At 43.0% G+C, this 17,189-nt stretch carries 17 protein-coding genes; 6 read left to right on the top strand and 11 right to left on the bottom strand.

The window, feature by feature from the left end; translation table 11 throughout:
* Positions 1–114 precede the first annotated feature (114 nt).
* From QR42_RS01470 to QR42_RS01460, 3 genes are all read right to left on the bottom strand, one after another.
* Complete coding sequence (locus tag QR42_RS01470; protein ID WP_039176197.1) at positions 115–1,137, bottom strand: quercetin 2,3-dioxygenase; 1,023 nt, start codon at positions 1,135–1,137, stop codon at positions 115–117.
* Positions 1,138–1,217: 80 nt separating this feature from the next.
* Entirely contained in the window at positions 1,218–1,790 is a 573-nt protein-coding gene (locus QR42_RS01465) for a TetR/AcrR family transcriptional regulator (protein ID WP_224930128.1), read from the bottom strand.
* A gap of 37 nt (positions 1,791–1,827) precedes the next feature.
* Complete coding sequence (locus QR42_RS01460; RefSeq protein WP_039182959.1) at positions 1,828–3,309, bottom strand: amidase; 1,482 nt, start codon at positions 3,307–3,309, stop codon at positions 1,828–1,830.
* Between the two features lie 187 nt (positions 3,310–3,496).
* Here QR42_RS01460 and QR42_RS01455 point away from each other — a divergent pair, with 187 nt between their 5' ends.
* Positions 3,497–5,110 (top strand): S8 family peptidase, encoded by a 1,614-nt coding sequence (locus tag QR42_RS01455; protein ID WP_039176194.1) that lies wholly within the window; start codon positions 3,497–3,499, stop codon positions 5,108–5,110.
* Positions 5,111–5,148: 38 nt separating this feature from the next.
* Here the strand turns inward: QR42_RS01455 and QR42_RS01450 are convergent, their stop codons facing one another.
* On the bottom strand, positions 5,149–5,685 hold the full coding sequence (locus tag QR42_RS01450; protein WP_039176191.1) for a ribonuclease FAU-1 family protein: 537 nt from the start codon (positions 5,683–5,685) through the stop codon (positions 5,149–5,151).
* A 111-nt stretch (positions 5,686–5,796) separates the two neighbouring features.
* Here QR42_RS01450 and QR42_RS01445 point away from each other — a divergent pair, with 111 nt between their 5' ends.
* Entirely contained in the window at positions 5,797–6,000 is a 204-nt protein-coding gene (locus tag QR42_RS01445; RefSeq protein ID WP_039176190.1) for a hypothetical protein, read from the top strand.
* Positions 6,001–6,058: 58 nt separating this feature from the next.
* Here QR42_RS01445 and QR42_RS01440 read toward each other — a convergent pair whose 3' ends face one another.
* On the bottom strand, positions 6,059–6,595 hold the full coding sequence (locus tag QR42_RS01440) for a GNAT family N-acetyltransferase (protein WP_039176187.1): 537 nt from the start codon (positions 6,593–6,595) through the stop codon (positions 6,059–6,061).
* 213 nt (positions 6,596–6,808) lie between these two features.
* Here QR42_RS01440 and QR42_RS01435 point away from each other — a divergent pair, with 213 nt between their 5' ends.
* Positions 6,809–8,026: a multidrug effflux MFS transporter gene (locus tag QR42_RS01435; protein ID WP_039176184.1), complete on the top strand. Its 1,218-nt coding sequence runs from the start codon at positions 6,809–6,811 to the stop codon at positions 8,024–8,026.
* A 68-nt stretch (positions 8,027–8,094) separates the two neighbouring features.
* Here QR42_RS01435 and QR42_RS19380 read toward each other — a convergent pair whose 3' ends face one another.
* The 4 genes from QR42_RS19380 to QR42_RS01420 all read right to left on the bottom strand — a co-directional run bounded on the left by QR42_RS19380 (position 8,095) and on the right by QR42_RS01420 (position 10,087).
* Entirely contained in the window at positions 8,095–8,265 is a 171-nt protein-coding gene (locus tag QR42_RS19380) for a hypothetical protein (RefSeq protein WP_165585035.1), read from the bottom strand.
* The gene (locus tag QR42_RS01430) at positions 8,262–8,849 is read right to left on the bottom strand and encodes a DUF1700 domain-containing protein (RefSeq protein WP_039176183.1); all 588 of its coding nucleotides are present in this window, start codon (positions 8,847–8,849) and stop codon (positions 8,262–8,264) included. The genes QR42_RS19380 and QR42_RS01430 overlap by 4 nt, the downstream gene beginning before the upstream one ends.
* Complete coding sequence (locus tag QR42_RS01425) at positions 8,842–9,159, bottom strand: PadR family transcriptional regulator (protein WP_039176181.1); 318 nt, start codon at positions 9,157–9,159, stop codon at positions 8,842–8,844. The genes QR42_RS01430 and QR42_RS01425 overlap by 8 nt, the downstream gene beginning before the upstream one ends.
* Before the next feature lie 97 nt (positions 9,160–9,256).
* On the bottom strand, positions 9,257–10,087 hold the full coding sequence (locus tag QR42_RS01420) for a YitT family protein (RefSeq protein WP_039176179.1): 831 nt from the start codon (positions 10,085–10,087) through the stop codon (positions 9,257–9,259).
* Between the two features lie 335 nt (positions 10,088–10,422).
* Here QR42_RS01420 and mmuM point away from each other — a divergent pair, with 335 nt between their 5' ends.
* The 3 genes from mmuM (at position 10,423) to QR42_RS01405 (ending at position 13,546) form a co-directional block, all read left to right on the top strand.
* Entirely contained in the window at positions 10,423–11,361 is a 939-nt protein-coding gene (mmuM, locus tag QR42_RS01415) for a homocysteine S-methyltransferase (protein ID WP_039182957.1), read from the top strand.
* 38 nt (positions 11,362–11,399) lie between these two features.
* On the top strand, positions 11,400–12,803 hold the full coding sequence (gene mmuP, locus QR42_RS01410; protein ID WP_039176176.1) for an S-methylmethionine permease: 1,404 nt from the start codon (positions 11,400–11,402) through the stop codon (positions 12,801–12,803).
* Between the two features lie 122 nt (positions 12,804–12,925).
* The gene (locus tag QR42_RS01405) at positions 12,926–13,546 is read left to right on the top strand and encodes a hypothetical protein (protein WP_039176173.1); all 621 of its coding nucleotides are present in this window, start codon (positions 12,926–12,928) and stop codon (positions 13,544–13,546) included.
* A 308-nt stretch (positions 13,547–13,854) separates the two neighbouring features.
* Here QR42_RS01405 and QR42_RS01400 read toward each other — a convergent pair whose 3' ends face one another.
* The gene (locus QR42_RS01400) at positions 13,855–14,337 is read right to left on the bottom strand and encodes an Ig-like domain-containing protein (protein WP_039176170.1); all 483 of its coding nucleotides are present in this window, start codon (positions 14,335–14,337) and stop codon (positions 13,855–13,857) included.
* A gap of 107 nt (positions 14,338–14,444) precedes the next feature.
* On the bottom strand, positions 14,445–17,111 hold the full coding sequence (locus QR42_RS01395; protein ID WP_039176168.1) for a S8 family peptidase: 2,667 nt from the start codon (positions 17,109–17,111) through the stop codon (positions 14,445–14,447).
* Positions 17,112–17,189: the final 78 nt, after the last annotated feature.

The raw sequence follows: 17,189 nt of genomic DNA, 5'->3' as shown, positions 1-17,189 counted from the left end.
CTTGAATGAATGCTTCATTCATCAAATGAGAAATTTATGTGGAGGAGGCAAAAAATAAAAAAAGCCTGTCGATTGTTTCGACAGACTCATAATGTTGTGTAACGCGTTACACACTTAATCCTTTTCGACAAAAAACAAATCATATTGAGTTGAAGTCTCCCGATTGAACATGAAATTCCCTTCTTGAATAAAATAGGGACATATACTTTGTCTTGGAGATTCTTCAAACTGCTCATACACCTGCTCAATTTCTCCTGGTAGCAGCAAAACCAACATTTTATTTGAATGAGACATAAATTCATAAGAGTGAATCGTATCAGGCGGGATATAGGCAAAGTCACCCGGCATCAAGCAAATATCTTCTCCATTCAAATGAAGGTTCATTTTCCCTTCAACACAATAGAGCGCTTCAGTATGAACTTGATGATAATGCGGCGGGAAATATTTCTCCTTCGCTCCTTCAATCACAAAATGACTGAATCCGCCCCCTGTTGTTTCTACTGTTGCAATCAGCTCATGAATCTGACCATCAATGATATATTGCTTCCCTTCACCAGCCTCTAATACATAGGACTTTATTTCGTGAGGGAGCTGACTATGAAATAAAACGGAGGGCCTCGTTGTATTGGACAGTTCTCTGATTCCATGCATCAGGATGATATCGCTTTCTTTTTCAGCCTGCTGAAAACTGGCTGCATCGAAAGCATGATTCATCATAGAGCATTCATTCTGAAAAAGCCTCTTCCCAATTTGCTGATAGACACCTGTCATTTTTCCGCCCAGCGTATATGAAATAAATCTTGTTTTATGACTATGCATTCTGTAGCCATGAATCGTTTTGGGCGGGATATGAATATAATCAAAGGCAGTTACCATGTATTTTTTACCGTCCAGCATCACTTCAAGCTTTCCTTCCAGCACAAAAATGGTTTCAAATAAGTGCTCATGACAGTGCAGCGGGAAATAAGCTCCTTTCCCACCTGTGATTAAGGCAAGCTCAAACAGCTGATTCGTTTGATTTGCTTCTGCCAGCATTTGAACAAGCTGATTCTCCAGCCCATACAGTTTTCCTGAACCAGACATGGTATAAAAAGAGGTACCTTCGGATTGCTTGATCGATTGCGGTTGCTCCGACATCCCATCACTCCTCATGACGAATTGACTATCTATATTATATAGACCAATTGATATAATAGATAGACAATATGCGAGAGATTTTACTCTTCTCGCATAAATAAGTGTCTAAGGTAACTTTTTACGTGTTCTAAAGGGGTCGTTTGTTTGAGTGCAGTGGTCATCGATAGACCACCGATTACCATTGAGTGAAGGAGAGAAGCCAGCTCATCCGCTTTGTTTTCTTCATACCCGCTGTTCATTAGCTTTTCTTTTACAAGCTCCTGCCAGCGGATCATTTCTTGTTTGCATGCGGCATGGAGCTGCGTGTTTTCCGGCTTTGACTCTGCCGCCAGCAAGACAATTGGAATCCCTCTTTCACTTTCTTTCTCCATAAATCCTCTAATGATGTTTGTCATAAAACGATCGATAGCAATATACGGATCATCCGAATAAGCAAAGCCTTCTTCAATTTGATTGATGACCTTTTGACTAATGTATTCAACAGATGCAATGGCCAGCTCTTCTTTTCCATTTGGAAAGTAATAATAAAGAGAGCCTTTAGGTGTGCCGCTCTCTCTGATAATTTGATTCAATCCTGTCGCATGGTATCCCTGTTTACGTAAAAGAAGTGCTGCCGTTTGAATGATTTTATCCTTCGTACTCACGTGTGACACTCTTTTCCCTCCATAGACCAAAGTCGCTTATCATGCGTTATCGATTTAATTGTCTAGTTCCTTTCCAAATCGAGGATGTCTCCATTTCCGCCGCAAGCCTGAGCAGCCAGTCCTCTTTCCCTTTAGGCGCTGTCACCTGTACCCCTAAAGGCATGCCCGCGCTAGTGAGATGAACCGGTACACTCATTGATGGCTGACCTGTTAAGTTGGCAAGCTGTGTAAATGGGGTGTAGGTCAAGCTCTTGAGGAACATATCATAAATAAGATCCTGCTGCGCTTGCATTGAAAGAGATGACACACGTAAAAGTTCGGCTGTTTCCTGATCTGAATGCATAAGCTCACCAACCTTTGGAGCTGAATAGGCAGTAGCTGGTGTCACATAGAGATCGTAGGTTTGATGAAATGACGCCATTTGTGCAGCAGCCCGATCCCACGCATCAAGACTTTCTGTATAAGCAGCTGCGGTCACATTCTTGCCAGCCTCCGCCAGCACCCATGCCACGATGTCCGTTTCCTCCAGCTTTACTGGACGCCCTAACGAACGAGCCAAGGAAGTGAATAACGCAGACATTTCTCCACTGTTCATCACGTAATATTGCTGCATGAGATGAACCCCATCAATTTCCGGCTTGGCTTCTTCTACTTGATGACCTTGCTCACTCAGCCATTTCACTGTTTGCTGAACCGCCTGCTTCGCTTCCTCACTGACCTTCGTGCCAACTGGAGATTCTACACTGTAAGCAATTCGCATAGAAGATGTACGTTTCACCAGATCCTCTTGGTAACTGCCATCGTATAACGGAGTTTGGAAAGCAGCTTCAGGCTGAATGACTTGAAGAAGATCAAGAAGGGCTGCACTGTCCCGCACGGTTTTTGTGAGTGTAAAGTCGATGGAAGCCCCTTGCCACTGCCTTCCTGCGCCTGGGCCTACCGGCGTTCTTCCCCGCGTAGGCTTAAGACCGAACAAACCGGTAAAGGAGGCTGGAATCCGAATGGAACCACCGCCATCACTTGCTCCGCCAGCAGGTACAATGCCGCTTGCAACAGCTGCTGCTGTCCCGCCGCTTGAGCCGCCTGGAGAATAGTCCGTATTCCAAGGATTTCTCGTTGGCCCATGTAACGCAGGTTCCGTCACATTTCTTAAACCGAATTCCGGTGTATTTGTATGCCCAATCATGAGAAAACCAGCCTGCTTCAATCGATCAACAAAGTGCGAATCCGAGTTGGCTTTTACATCCTTTAACAGCAAAGCGCCTGCTGTCAGCGGTTCGTTTTTAATCCCTTGTGATATATTTTTCAGCACAAACGGAACGCCTGCAAATGGCTGATACTCATGTAACTCCTTGATATCTTTTAAAACTTGATCTTGTCTCGTCTGTATCACAGCGTTTAGTTCTGGATTGACCTCATTCAATCTATTAAATGCAGCCTGCATAAGCTCCTCGGGCGTTACCTGCTTATTCCGCACAAGTGCTGCTAAGCCAGTCGCATCATACGTCATATACTCTTTTACGTTCATCAGCATGTCCTTCTTTCTCTTATCTTGATGTCTCTATTGTCTACTAGAATTCTATGAATTTCAATTTCAGGTTACTAGTAAAAATAACTTTCTCAACAAGACGACAATTCTACTATCCCATCCCTCTGCTTTCTCCGATATAATAGAGAAAAAAAGACCGAGATCATCGGATGAGAGGAGCCACGCCTTGAAAAGGAAAATATTGATCGTCATCGCGTTTCTTCTTGCGCTGACAACTGCTTTGCCCTTCCATTCGCAGGCAGCTGCACCGTCAAAAGAAACAGATGTTATCATCGTCTATAAAAACCAAAAAGGGAAACAAACAGCTATTGAGGAAAGTGAGAAAGTGAACGCACAGTACATACATCTTCCCGCGGTCGCTGTGACAGCAGATGAACAAGCGGTCACCTCACTCAAAAAAGACCCAAACATCGCTTACGTCTCAAAAAACGTAAAGGTTAAACTCGCAGCTTCTACTGTGAAGAAAACAGCCGCTGCTACTAATCAGGATGCATTGGTACAAAAATCTTACAACCTGCAAAAACTCAATATAAAACAAGCAATAAAAGAAGGTGTCACTGGTAAAAATGTAAAAGTAGCCGTTTTAGATACTGGCATTTTCTCACACGAGGATTTAAAGGTAGCCGGCGGTAAATCATTCGTGAACTACACATCCTCTTATAAAGATGATGAAGGACATGGCACACATGTCGCCGGCACGATCGGTGCGCTTAATAACGATTATGGAACAGTCGGCGTCGCTTCTGGTGTGAAGCTGTATGCTGTGAAAGTGTTAGATAAAACGGGAGAAGGCGATCTATATAGTCTGCTTCGAGGCATCGATTGGGCGATTACCAACAAGATGGACATTATTAATTTAAGTTTAGGCTTTGAAGACAATATCCCCATCTTGCGTTCAGCAGTGGATGAAGCCTATAAAAAAGGACTACTTGTAGTCGCTGCAAGCGGAAATGATGGGAAAAAGAATCATATTAGCTACCCTGCCGCTTACAATAGCGTCATTGCCGTATCTGCAACGACTGACAAAGACAAACTCGCGTCTATCTCGAATACAGGGAAAGGGATTGAATTTTCTGCCCCTGGCCAGAACGTCATCAGCACTTATTTAAAAAATGAATATTGGTATGCAACGGGTACATCACAAGCTGCACCGCATGTCACAGGAATGCTGGCACTGTTAAAGCAGCTTCATCCGAAGAAAACAAATGCACAGCTTCGCACTTTATTGCGCAGCTATACAGTGGATCTTGGTGCAAAAGGGAGGGATCCACAATTCGGCTATGGCCGCGTGCAATATGTGCCGCAATCCTCCTTTTTAAAGGCTGCTGCCAGTGCTGTTAAAAAAGCCGAAACATCTAAAAAGCAGGAAGATGTCAATCAAGCCAAAACAAGAATTGGCCGGCTCACTGCAAGCAAACAAAAAACAGCACTCACAGAACGGGTGAAGAAAGTCCAAGCAGCCATTGATATCCGCTCGGCACGTGCAAAGGTCAAAACAGCCGAAAAAAACAAAACACAGGGCGCTATTAAAAGTGCTCAAACGGCCATCAAAAAACTAAACAAAGGCAAAGAAAAAACAAGCCTGCAAAACCGGCTCGACAAAGTCAAAAAACAAGTCGCTTATCAAAAGAAAGTGACAGACGCTAAACAAAAGGTCAAAAAAGCGGAAGCGAAACGAACAAAGAAAACAAAAGCAGCGGCCCAAAGCGCTGTCAAACAGCTAAAAGCCTCCAAAACAAAAACCAATTTACAAAAACGATTAAACCGTATTAAGGTTTAACAAAAAAAACGATTCCTTTCAGCGAGGAATCGTTTTTTCTATTTCAACATCGGCTCAAACAAACTGTGATGATATTTTCCTTCGGCATCTGCCCTCACTTGATCTAGAATGCTTTCTAACGAAGCCATCACGCGCTTTAATGCCCGTTGCACCGAACCGTGTTCAAAATCCGCTAAACTCTCCGGCAATTCATCTTCATCCAGCACAAAGACATCACCATTCGGAAGAACGAGGAGATCAATAATGAGGTCTTCAAACATGACCAGCTGGCCGTTGAATTGAGTGTCTCCCACCATATTAAGATAAGACCCTAGTTCCTTCCCTTGATCATCTCTCCAGAAATATATGTTGTAAGGACGATCCTTCCAATAATAAGCGGTCGTATAGCTCCCTTTTGGAATGGTCAGAGCACCATCACCTGCCCTCATCGTAAACGGGTCTTCAATCTTGTGAAACAGCACAGCCTGCTGCTTCTGTGCGTCTAACAGCTGACAGGTATGATCCACAACTTTTTGATCGTATTTGATTTTTCTCTCGATGACTTCATCCCAACGATCCGCATGCAGCGAAAACAATATGCACAACTCCCTCTAACACTCGTTTCTTTCTAGTATACACCGATTTTTTTTGAAGAAATAAAGGATTGCGCTTTTACTTCTGGAAGATGAATAATGAGGTGAAAAGAAATGAACGGAATCACGATTCTTGAAAACTTTACACAGCTTGGACAAATTATCCTCATGATTTGCGGCTTTGCCCTTTATTGGCAGCTAGTGAAAACGAAGAGAGAACGAAAGCTGTCTCCTTATGAGCGCATGTTAAAATTCTTTGTCATGTTCGGTTTCATCTCATGGGGGGTATCATATTGGGCGCTGGCACTATGGGCGTAAATTGAAAAAAGGAAGAGCTGACCATGGACGTAAGCTCTTCCTTTTGCTGCACGTTATATTATGAACCTGCCGGCTGTTCTTTCTTGATCACATATTGATAGCTCTTGACATGCGTCCCACTCGAGCTCACAAAATCTTTATCAAGCGCACGCTCAAAACCCATTCTTTCATATAGGCGAATGGCGGCCTGCATTTTATCAGATGTATGCAGATACAGGACATTTTCGCCCCATGATTGCGTTAGTTCAATACTTTTACGCAGCAAGGACTCTGCAATTCCTTTTCCCCTCACATCGGGATCTACTCCTAAAAACCGGACGATGGCTGATGTAATGCCCATTTCGGGATTGTCATATGCTTGCTCTGATGATCGGAACATTTGAAGCGTCCCCACAACCTTGCCGTCAAGCTCCGCCACCAACATCAGCTCCATGTTCGGATTATCTACAGCTGCTACAAGCGCGGCAGAATAATCTTGCCAGCCTTCCTCTGTAAATTGAGGCGCATACTGTGCATAGGATTTGATCAGCACGTTCCTGATGGCCTCATGATCTTCTTTGACTGCTTGACGAATGATTAGCTCTTGCTGCTTCATGTCAGCACCTCCTGCTCTCTATTAGTGGTTATACGTATCATGCAATCACTGCATGTGATAGCCTTACTCTTTTCTCTACTCATTCAATGTAAAGAGTCTCATTCGAAAGATCAATCATTTTGCACGGAAACATCTTTGAAAATTTTTCATTGAAAAGGAACGCTTGATTCATTATGCTGTGTTGAGGAAGTATACGAGGAGTGTTGTCATCATATGAGTTCTTTATCTTATCCCCAAGAATCGAAAAAAAATCGATTTCTCCTTGCCGCATTGCTCGGATCTTTAACAGCCCTTGCTCCGCTGGCAATGGATATGTATTTACCTGCATTGCCTCATATTGCTCGTGATTTTGAGGCAAGTACGGCGTTGTCCCAATTAAGTCTCATGGCTTGTCTCATTGGACTGGCGCTTGGCCAGCTGATTGCAGGCCCGATCAGTGATACGATCGGCAGAAGAAAACCGCTGATGATCGGCTTGATTATCTTTATAGCTGCATCACTTCTTTGTACAGTAGTCACATCGATTTGGACGTTCATTCTTCTTAGATTGGTTCAAGGACTTGCTGGTTCAGCAGGCATTGTCATTGCACGAGCTATCGTGCGAGATCATTATGAAGGGGCAGAAATGACGAAATTCTTTGCACTGCTGATGTTAGTCAACGGGGTTGCTCCGGCAGCAGCACCTATTGCGGGCGGACAGATTTTACGCTTCACGACATGGCAGGGTGTATTTGTCCTACTCGGAATTCTCGGGGCTTTGATGCTGCTGAGATCCATCTTTTCACTGCAAGAAAGCTTACCTGCGGATCGTAGACAGACCGGGGGCTTTCAACAGATTGCAGGCGCGATGAAAATTTTAGCCAGTGATCGTCTCTTTGTTGGATATGCCCTCTCACAAGGTCTTGTATTCGCAGCGATGTTTGCGTATATTTCCGGTTCACCGTTTGTGCTCCAGGATATTTTTAACCTTTCTCCACAAGGCTTTAGTGCGGCCTTTGCGGTGAATAGTCTTGGGATCATCACAGCTGGACAAGTATTTGCCCGAGTCGCTGCAAAAATCGGTGAAGAGAAAGTCCTTCGCATTGGATTGCTGACAGCTGCGGTAGGGGGAGTCACTTTATTTTTCATGATCTCGATTGATGCAGGATTGTACGGTATTCTCATTCCGCTGTTTTTTGTGGTATCAAGCGTTGGAATTGTCGGAACCTCTGCACCGTCTCTTGCGATGCAGCATCACGGGGCACATGCAGGAAGTGCAGCTGCACTGATCGGTGTGGCGCAAATGCTGCTAGGCGCTTGCATGACACCTCTTGTCGGACTAGCCGGAAGCCAAACAGCCTTTCCAATGGGTCTGATCATTATGATTTGTGATCTAGGCGCACTTTGCTGTTATTTCTTCTTTGTGGCCCGAGCGAAAAAAAGACCCGCATAAGCGGGTTTCAGACTGTTGACAAAGGGCTAAAATGATCTTGATTTTAGCTCTTTGTCTTTTTTCATTTATTATGGCTTGCTCCAATTGATGGTGCGGAACACATTGCTCTGGTCATTGTTGTGATATGCATCTAGATCAAAGCCTGATATGCCAAAACCAATTGCCATGACAATTCCTCCGGCAACGGTGAAGATGATCCCCCATTTGATGACTTGCTTTTTTAAATCGTTCACGTTCATACTCTCACGACCTTCTTTTTAAACATCCCTATGAATGCCTTAGTTGTTTGAATAGTCATTTGCACAAATAGCTTTGTCAAATACGCCGTGGCTATGCCGCTTAATAATCCGACACCTAATAGAAAAATACCAACGCCAATCTGCGTCACCACCACATGCAAACCGTCCTGAAAGATAAATGGAGAACCAATGATGCTCCAAAAACCTCCGAGAAGACCAACCAGCGTCACTGTACCTGTCACGAGTGGAATACACCAAATCACCATATACACAGAAAGAATCAGTAGAAAGACTGTTGCTAGAATACTGCCCCATAACGGAAAGCCTAAAATGAGAATGGAGAGTCTTGTGGCTTTTTCTCCAAACGTCGGCACCTGAACGGTTTTTATTCCTTGTTCCTTCATAATCCCTTCAGCGATCATAGCAGGCTGCCCGACTTGTTGAACCGCTTCCTGTTCACTGTAGCCATCTTCCTGATAATCCTCAATCATTTCATCGTAGTATTCGATAAACCGATCACTATCTTTGTCGCCTAGAAGATGCAGATGCTTCTTTAGGCTGCTTAAAAATTCTTTTTTATTCATTGCCCTGTCCTCCAGAAATAAAGTCGTAAATCGCCATCACCTGATCCCATTCCTCTAAAAACTGCGCCATATGCTCCCGCCCGCTTTCTGTCATGCGGTAGTATTTTCTTAATCGACTGTTATGTTCCTGGGAATAGGTCTCCACATAATTGTTTTGCTCTAAACGCTTTAAAATCGGATATAATGTCGATTCTGAAATCTCAATACAACGGGACATATCTTTAATGATTTGATAACCATAGGAATCGCCTTTCTTTAATACCGCCAGTACACAAAACTCCAGTAATCCTTTTTTTAATTGTGCATTCATGTTTACAACTCCTAACTCTTTATACTATACATTACATAGTATTGTGTGACAAGAGGTATAAAGAATAAAAAAAGACCCTTTTTCGGGTCTTTTCATTTTATATATTCACAAATCCTTCTCCGAACACATCGCGCACGTCATGGACAACAACAAATGCGTCTCGATCAATTTTCTTAATAATTTTCTTGAGGCGCATGAGCTCTTGCTTTTGAATGACTGCGTAAAGAATTTCCTTCGATTCCTTTGAATAATGTCCGCGTCCGTTTAAAATTGTTACGCCTCGGTCCAGGGTGTGATTGATTTCTTCCGCAATATCATCTTTGCATGAAGAAATAATCGTCACTGCCTTTTTCGTGTTAAGTCCTTCTATCACGAAGTCCATCACCTTTGTCGCCACATACAGCATCACAATGGTAAACATTAATTTTTCCGCACCAATAATAAAGTAGGAAGCAAATACAACGATCAGATCAAAGAACAAGATGGCATAGCTCACGTTCCAGTCTAAATACTTGTTGGCAATTCTTCCGAGAATGGCAGAGCCCGCCGTTGTTCCGCCTGCTCTTAGCACTAGACCAATCCCGATACCGATGATAATTCCTGCAAAAATTGCTCCAATGATCAATTCATGAACATTCACGACCCATGTTGTGGTCAAGTGTAAAAATAGAGAGTTACTTGCGACGGCAACCACCGTATAAATCGTGGTCTTCTTGTCCAAGTATTTATATCCCACAAGTAATAAGATCGCATTCAACACAAGGTTCGTCAGCCACGGTGCAATCTCAAACAAATAATAAAAAATGATGGACAGCCCCGTTACGCCGCCTTCACCAAATTCAAGCGGAATGACAAACATGTTCACTGCTGCGGCAAATAAAAAAGAACCAACTAAAATCATCGTTATATCTTTTACACATTTTTTCAATTCTTCTTTCCTCCTTTTTTAAGCATATAAAAAACCCTCTTTCTGCACGAAAGAAGACAGTCGTTGGACAACATAAAAATCAAAAGACGGCGCCTTTTGATGAAGCTTTCTGAAATCAATCTTTCCATAATATATATCTCTTTTTAGAGGCTGTCAATGACTTGGTTTTCTATTATTTTGACTGCATTTTTATGCATCAAAACCCGCATGTTTTCAGGGTTTTCGCGCCCTAATATGCTTTTTCCTCTCCTTGACAAAAACGCTTTAGTCATTTAAACTACTGCCTCATATCATACCCATCAAATCCGATCTAAAAAGGAGGCTGTTTGATTCCGATGAATCCTATTCAAAGCCGTTTACAGGCTCACGCACCTTTGATTTTAGACGGTGCATTAGCAACAGAGCTTGAACGAAAGGGCTGTAACTTAAATGACAGTTTATGGTCAGCCAAAATACTTATTGAACAGCCACAATTGATTCAGCAAGTACACTTGGACTACTTCCAATCAGGTGCTGACTGCGCCACAACCGCCAGCTACCAAACAACGATTGAAGGCTTTGCTGAAAAAGGCTATACAAAAGAAGAAGCGCTTGAACTCATGAAACGATCTGTCACTTTAGCGAAAGAGGCACGCGATCTTTTTTGGCAGGATGAAGCGCGTCGTGAAGGGCGGACAAAACCATTTGTCGCTGGATCTGTGGGGCCATTCGGCGCTTATTTGTCTGATGGTTCAGAATATAAGGGAAATTACGGACTCTCTGAGCAGGCTCTCATTGATTTTCACAGACCAAGAATTCAGGCATTAGTAGAAGCGGGAGCAGATATCCTTGCATGTGAAACGATTCCTTGTTTGATTGAAGCAACAGCCATCGCAAAGCTGCTGCGGGATGAATTCAGCGGGGTATCAGCTTGGATCACATTCAGCGCAAAGGATGGCCTGCACATTAGTGAAGGTGACTCCATACGGGAATGTGTACAGGCACTTGAACCTTATGAACAAATTGCTGCTGTCGGCGTGAACTGTACGCCGCCGCAATTTATCACTTCTCTCATTCAAGAAATGAAAAAAGGAACAAGCAAACCGATTGTGGTGTATCCAAACTCAGGTGAAGTATATGATCCTGAAGAAAAGGTTTGGAGCGGTGATACGTCACATCTTACTTTTGGCGAATGTGCGTATCAGTGGTACAAAGACGGCGCGCATATCATCGGCGGCTGCTGCCGCACGACTCCAGAAGATATCAATGACATCTTAAAACGAACCACATCATGATTCATTACACATACTTCTAAGCAAAAGGGCGGGAAGACATGGAACAAGCAAAAGATCAGTCACAACAATATCAACGAAAAATGACGAGCCGGCACCTGTTCATGCTTTCTCTAGGCGGCGTCATTGGGACAGGGCTCTTTTTAAGCTCTGGGTATACCATCAATCAGGCCGGACCTGCGGGAACCATTCTTGCCTATCTTGTGGGGGCATTAATTGTCTACCTCGTGATGCTTTGTTTAGGTGAGCTGTCTGTCGCTATGCCGGTCACAGGGGCTTTTCATACGTACGCAACAAAATACATTGGACCTGGTACAGGCTATACGGTCGCTTGGCTATACTGGCTGACATGGACAGTGGCACTCGGTTCGGAATTTACAGCGGCAGGATTATTAATGCAGCGCTGGTTTCCAGACACTTCGGTTTGGATGTGGAGTGGTGTTTTTGCTCTTCTCATCTTTTTACTGAATGCATTTACAGTCAAATTTTTTGCAGAATCAGAGTTTTGGTTTTCCAGTATTAAAGTGATGGCTATTATTCTCTTTATTATTCTTGGCGGAGCTGCAATGTTTGGTTTGATTCCATTAAAGGGCGGTGAGGCCGCTCCGTTCTTTTCTAATTTCACTGGCGAAGGCGGACTTTTCCCAAACGGCTTTTTACCGATTTTAATGACGATGCTTGCTGTCAATTTTGCTTTTTCAGGGACGGAGTTGATTGGGATTGCTGCGGGTGAAAGCGTCAATCCTGACGAGACCATCCCAAGAGCCATTCGCACAACCGTCCTGCGTCTCGTCCTGTTTTTCGTTGGAACGATCGTTGTTTTGGCTGGCTTGATTCCAGTAGAAGAAGCCGGGGTGATCAAAAGCCCATTTGTCGTGGTATTTGATCGTATCGGAATTCCTTATGCTGCAGATTTCATGAATTTTGTCATCCTGACCGCGATCTTATCTGCCGCAAACTCAGGATTATACGCGTCATCTCGTATGCTTTGGTCGCTTTCTGAAGAACGGACACTTCCTAAAAAACTGGCGAAGCTGACATCAAAAGGAATTCCTTTGAATGCACTCATTTTAAGTATGATCGGTGGTATTCTTTCATTGCTATCGAGTGTGATCGCACCAGAAACGGTATATCTTGTTCTTGTGTCAATCTCTGGACTGGCTGTTGTGGTCGTATGGATGGGAATTGCTGCCTCACAGTTGATGTTTCGGAAAAGATTTTTACAGGAAGGCGGACAGCTTCAAGATTTATCATTTCGAACCCCGCTCTATCCAGTGGTTCCGATTGCTGCCTTCCTCCTATGTCTAGCATCTGTCATCGGCATTGCCTTTGATCCAAATCAGCGGATTGCCCTCATCTGCGGCATTCCTTTCATTGCGCTCTGCTATGCTGCGTATTACATGACAGCTTGGATTCAGAAAAAACGAGAAAAACCTGGTGTATAAACATCAGGTTTTTTCTATATAAAGCTGCTGACAGAAAAGGATATCACTAGTAAAAGAAGCACACTTTGGTATATGATAGGAATCTATGATTTTCAGGATGAACCAAGGGAGTTGTCGTGAATATGGAAATGACCATTACAAGAGCATTAAGTGAACTGAAAATGTTAGATAAAAGGATCAACCGAACCGTTGATGACGCCGTACTTGGTGGATTGATGATCGGGAAACATATACAGCACGGATTTCAGAATCAAGAAGAAGTTGAAAAAAAGGCGAAGGCTGATGATCAATCGATTCAAGCTTTAATCAAACGCCGGAATGCCATCAAATCAGCCATCGTTGTATCAAATGCAACCACAATGATTGATGTGGCAGGTGTCCGTATGACGGTGGCAGAGGCGATTGAACGTAAGACGTCGATAGACTACGATATTCGTTATTTACGGAAAATGAAACAAGTGTACAAAGAGCTGGTCGACAAAGCAGAACAAACGAATGAAGATGTGAAAAGGAGACTTGATCAGCATTTAGAAACCTTGTTTGGGAAAGATGGAAAGACACAAGCGGCTGCCAACCAAGAGATCGTGAAGTCTTTTCTAGCTGAAAATGAGGCAGTGATCATCGATCCGCTTCGCCTTCGAGTAAAAATTGAACAGCTTTCGAAAGAAATTGAAGATTTCCAAATGGAAGTTGATTTTTCCTTGTCTGAAAGCAATACACTGACGAAAATACAGATCGATTAATTGATTTTGTTAGTGAGCCGAAAATCGATAGAACTAAACACCTCCGAGGGAAAGGTCATTCCCTCCTCATCTGATGATCATCTTAGGATGATCCTTGATAAAAGCTCAAAGCTGAACGTTCAAGGATCAAAGTTCAAGTGTAAAAGTTCTTATCCATCAAAGCTTAAGATTAAAAGTTAAACGCTCGATCGAATCTGGGAGTAACGGCTGATGAGTGTTTGTTTATCGACTCTTTCGGTTGCCGCCCAGCAGGTTTGCTAACAAAAAGAAAAGGATGTCACCTGATGACATCCTTTTTTTCTATGAGATTAGTAACGTGATGTATACGCCAAATGGTACACACTTGTGACATTTGAAGATAGTTTGATGTCGTTTGACGTGAACGTCACTGGAACGATATCGTAGTAATGTGTAGACCAGCCTGCATTATTGTATGATTGGTAGCCTGCACCTGCAGGAACTTGAAACGTGAGTGAAAACTGTCCATTCTCGTCTGTTGTGCCTGTCGCTGTTTGAGCATATGATTTGATTGCTGCTTCAAAATAAAGCTGGATCGGCTGATTAGGCATGAGGTTTCCGCTTGCATCTTTTAGTGTCCCTTTAAACGTAGCTGGATAATAAGATCCCACGCGATATTTACTGCCATAGCCGTAATTCACTATACCACTATCGGCTGCTGTGACACTTGTTACTTGTACGGATGCTGGTACTGCACCTGTTTCTTCAGCATGTGCAAAGCTTGGGAATACGAGAAGCAATGATAGAAAGAAAGCAAGCATAATTTTTTTCATCGATAAATCCTCCTTTTATTTCCTACTATATTACTATCGACAGGAATTGGTATTTTTCCAGTATAAAACAAAAGAACTTCCCTTTTTTAGAAAGGGAAGTTCTTCTTTTATTTTTTCACAACCACTTTTACTGCTTTGCTTTCTCTTTTTCTCACATCTGAAGCAGTCACATACAAAACCGTTTTAGCTTTTTGTGGTTTTATTTGGGCAGTAAATGCGCCCTTGCTATTGGTTATGACTGTTTTGATGACTTTCTTTGATTTGTTTTTCACTTTAATGGTCAAGCCTGCACCCGCAGTCCCTTTGACCGCTTTACTTTTGACTGTTACTTTGCTCACTTTCGGCTTAGCTGGTGCTTTGCCTTTTTTCACGACGGTTTTGAGCGTGGTAGCGGCCTTTCCTTTTGAAATTTTAATGTGAAGGACCTTGTTTTTGTTCTGATGCTTAATCTTCACACTAAAGGTTCCTTTTTTGCCTGCTGTGCCTTTTCCAAGCAGGGTTTTTCCTCTATACACAGAAATAGCAGCGCCAGCTTTTGCTTTACCTGTCACCTTTTGATGCTGATCCTCCACTTTGCTTACAGATGCATTCAATTCGACAGCACTTAATGCAGCAAATGCATTCAGTCTGCCGTGTCCTGTCATCCAATCGACACCTGGAATTTTCGGATCAACAATTGGTTCATCGTTTTCATCATAGAAAACGTCGTCTTTTCCATCAATAGATTTAAATGAGATGTCATCTGCTGTATTTTGCAAAAGATTTCTCACTTGATTTGGCTTCAAGGATGGATTTTTAGAAAGCAGTAATCCTGCTGCTGCTGCCACATATGGTGTCGCCATTGATGTCCCGCTAAGGTATGAGACGTTCCCATCAGGCATTAAGCTCGGAATATCAGAACCTGGTGCTGACATGCTCAGTCCTTTGCCATAACTTGAGAACTCAGCGGCAATATCCATACGGTTGCTTGCGCCAACCGCCATTGCGTATTTTGACGTCGCAGGGTAGCCCATTTCTGGTACACCATCATTTCCACTTGCCACGACGACTAGTACATTTCTTTGTGCAGCATAATTCATTGCATATTCAATCACTCTGCTGTAGTAGCCGCCAAGGCTCATGTTGATCACCTTTGCGCCTTTGTCCACTGCATGCTTGATGCCAAGTGCAATATGTTCTGTATCTCCAAATCCATAAGCATCCAGCACCTTCACTGGAATGATGCCCGTATGTTGGTTGAGACCTGCCATTGAGTAATGGTTATCGGATTTTGCGGCAATGATGCCTGCCACATGCGTACCGTGTCCATTGTCATCAATGGCATCTTTGTTTCTTCCAATGAGATTCGCACCTAAGTCTGTACGAACAGTCCCGCTTAAATCTGTCAAACGGCTGTCTACACCTGTATCCACCACAGCAATTAATGTTTGCTTCATTTTGCTTGTGCCAATCAGTGTATTCATTTGTTCAAATTTGACGTCAGCGCCTTTTTTCCCACTGTTTTGCGCACTGTTTTTCAGCGGCCACTGATAACCATACTGCGCGTCGTTGCTTAGCGCGCGATAGGTTTGAACAGGCTCTGCAAATTCAACATTCGGCATGCTGGAAAGCTTTCTTGCCGTGCTCTTGATCGCCGCTTTGCCTGCTTTTAGTGTCTTTCCAGCTGATTCTTGCCCTGCTGGTACATCATAGACATACATGCCTTTGAATAAAGGACTGACTGACTGTGATGTCACACGGTTTTCTTGGATACCGTAGCTTTTCATCTTCTTTTTCGCAGATTGAAGTGTTTGGCCATCCTTTAATTTAAAAATGATCTTATTCGTTTTAACCTTCTCTTCTTTTACAAGCTTTTGTTTCTCTAATACATAACCAGCTGATTTTCCTTCAAGCTGATCAATGCCAATTTTTTGACTGACAGCTTCTAATTCCTTTTTTAAATATGCCGGACTTGCTTCTTTGAGCATATCGAAAAGGGAGTGGATCGCCTGCTGTTCTTTTTCTGTTACGATATGACCGCTAAATGCACCATTTTTCTCTACGTTACTTAGCAGTGTTTTTAATGTGAGCAGATGGTTGTATACCTTTTGCTGCTCTTTTTGATGTTTGATGAGCTTCGATTTGAGAAACGGTTTTGTTTTTTGGAGCAGACGCGAAAGCTTTTGACCTTCTGCTGTTTCATTAAATCGTTTATCTTCGATTGTACGAATCGATTGAAGAATTTCACGCCCGTACTTTTTCTCAATAATGATGATTTCAGGCTCATCTTCTTCAGGGAAAACGGGTTCAGAAGGCGGAAGGTTAGCTCCTTTATATCCGATTGTATATGCTGCATCCTCTTCCTCATCACGGCTGTCTTCCTCTGACCCTAAATAAAGCACTTTGACATAATAGGGACCAGACCATGCATGCGGGAAGTTGATCTCTGTTTCTCCGCTTGCTGTGTCTACTCGATACCTTGAATAGGTGTCATCCTTCATCGCTCTGTCCTTACTTGGATAGACCGATACGGACAGCACTTGTTTACTTTTCACAGAAATTTGCATGTGTGTATGTTTTGCCACTTCTTGTGCAGATGGCGTGATTTGATACCATGACTCTTCCTTTTCATTCTGTAATGTACCTGAGATGACTTCACCATTTTTTAACCCAATGGCTTCATTGACACTTGTTCCATGACTGGCAGCTGATGCCTCGTATCCAGGTAATGCTGCCATACATAGAATGATGGCCATGAGTACGACCACACAGGATTTGACCTGCTTTTTGAACATGAAAAGACCCCCTTATCTTTTATGATACCTTGGAAGAATATCACAGAAATACATTTAGTAGAATCTGTTTTTTATATA

Origin of the sequence: Bacillus sp. WP8, assembly GCF_000800825.1 — a bacterium.
Classification (GTDB): domain Bacteria; phylum Bacillota; class Bacilli; order Bacillales; family Bacillaceae; genus Bacillus; species Bacillus safensis.
Note: the sequence above shows the minus strand (reverse complement) of the source record. Positions and strands in the feature narration are given on the sequence as shown.

What these genes read in the sequence shown, in the direction of transcription:
- QR42_RS01430 (WP_039176183.1), bottom strand. Translation starts at nt 8,849, where the DNA reads ATGAATAAAAAAGAATTTTTAAGCAGCCTAAAGAAGCATCTGCATCTT.
- QR42_RS01460 (WP_039182959.1), bottom strand. Translation starts at nt 3,309, where the DNA reads ATGAACGTAAAAGAGTATATGACGTATGATGCGACTGGCTTAGCAGCA.
- QR42_RS01395 (WP_039176168.1), bottom strand. Translation starts at nt 17,111, where the DNA reads ATGTTCAAAAAGCAGGTCAAATCCTGTGTGGTCGTACTCATGGCCATC.
- QR42_RS01440 (WP_039176187.1), bottom strand. Translation starts at nt 6,595, where the DNA reads ATGAAGCAGCAAGAGCTAATCATTCGTCAAGCAGTCAAAGAAGATCAT.
- QR42_RS01405 (WP_039176173.1), top strand. Translation starts at nt 12,926, where the DNA reads ATGGAAATGACCATTACAAGAGCATTAAGTGAACTGAAAATGTTAGAT.
- mmuM (WP_039182957.1), top strand. Translation starts at nt 10,423, where the DNA reads ATGAATCCTATTCAAAGCCGTTTACAGGCTCACGCACCTTTGATTTTA.
- QR42_RS01445 (WP_039176190.1), top strand. Translation starts at nt 5,797, where the DNA reads ATGAACGGAATCACGATTCTTGAAAACTTTACACAGCTTGGACAAATT.
- QR42_RS19380 (WP_165585035.1), bottom strand. Translation starts at nt 8,265, where the DNA reads ATGAACGTGAACGATTTAAAAAAGCAAGTCATCAAATGGGGGATCATC.
- QR42_RS01400 (WP_039176170.1), bottom strand. Translation starts at nt 14,337, where the DNA reads ATGAAAAAAATTATGCTTGCTTTCTTTCTATCATTGCTTCTCGTATTC.
- mmuP (WP_039176176.1), top strand. Translation starts at nt 11,400, where the DNA reads ATGGAACAAGCAAAAGATCAGTCACAACAATATCAACGAAAAATGACG.
- QR42_RS01470 (WP_039176197.1), bottom strand. Translation starts at nt 1,137, where the DNA reads ATGTCGGAGCAACCGCAATCGATCAAGCAATCCGAAGGTACCTCTTTT.
- QR42_RS01435 (WP_039176184.1), top strand. Translation starts at nt 6,809, where the DNA reads ATGAGTTCTTTATCTTATCCCCAAGAATCGAAAAAAAATCGATTTCTC.
- QR42_RS01425 (WP_039176181.1), bottom strand. Translation starts at nt 9,159, where the DNA reads ATGAATGCACAATTAAAAAAAGGATTACTGGAGTTTTGTGTACTGGCG.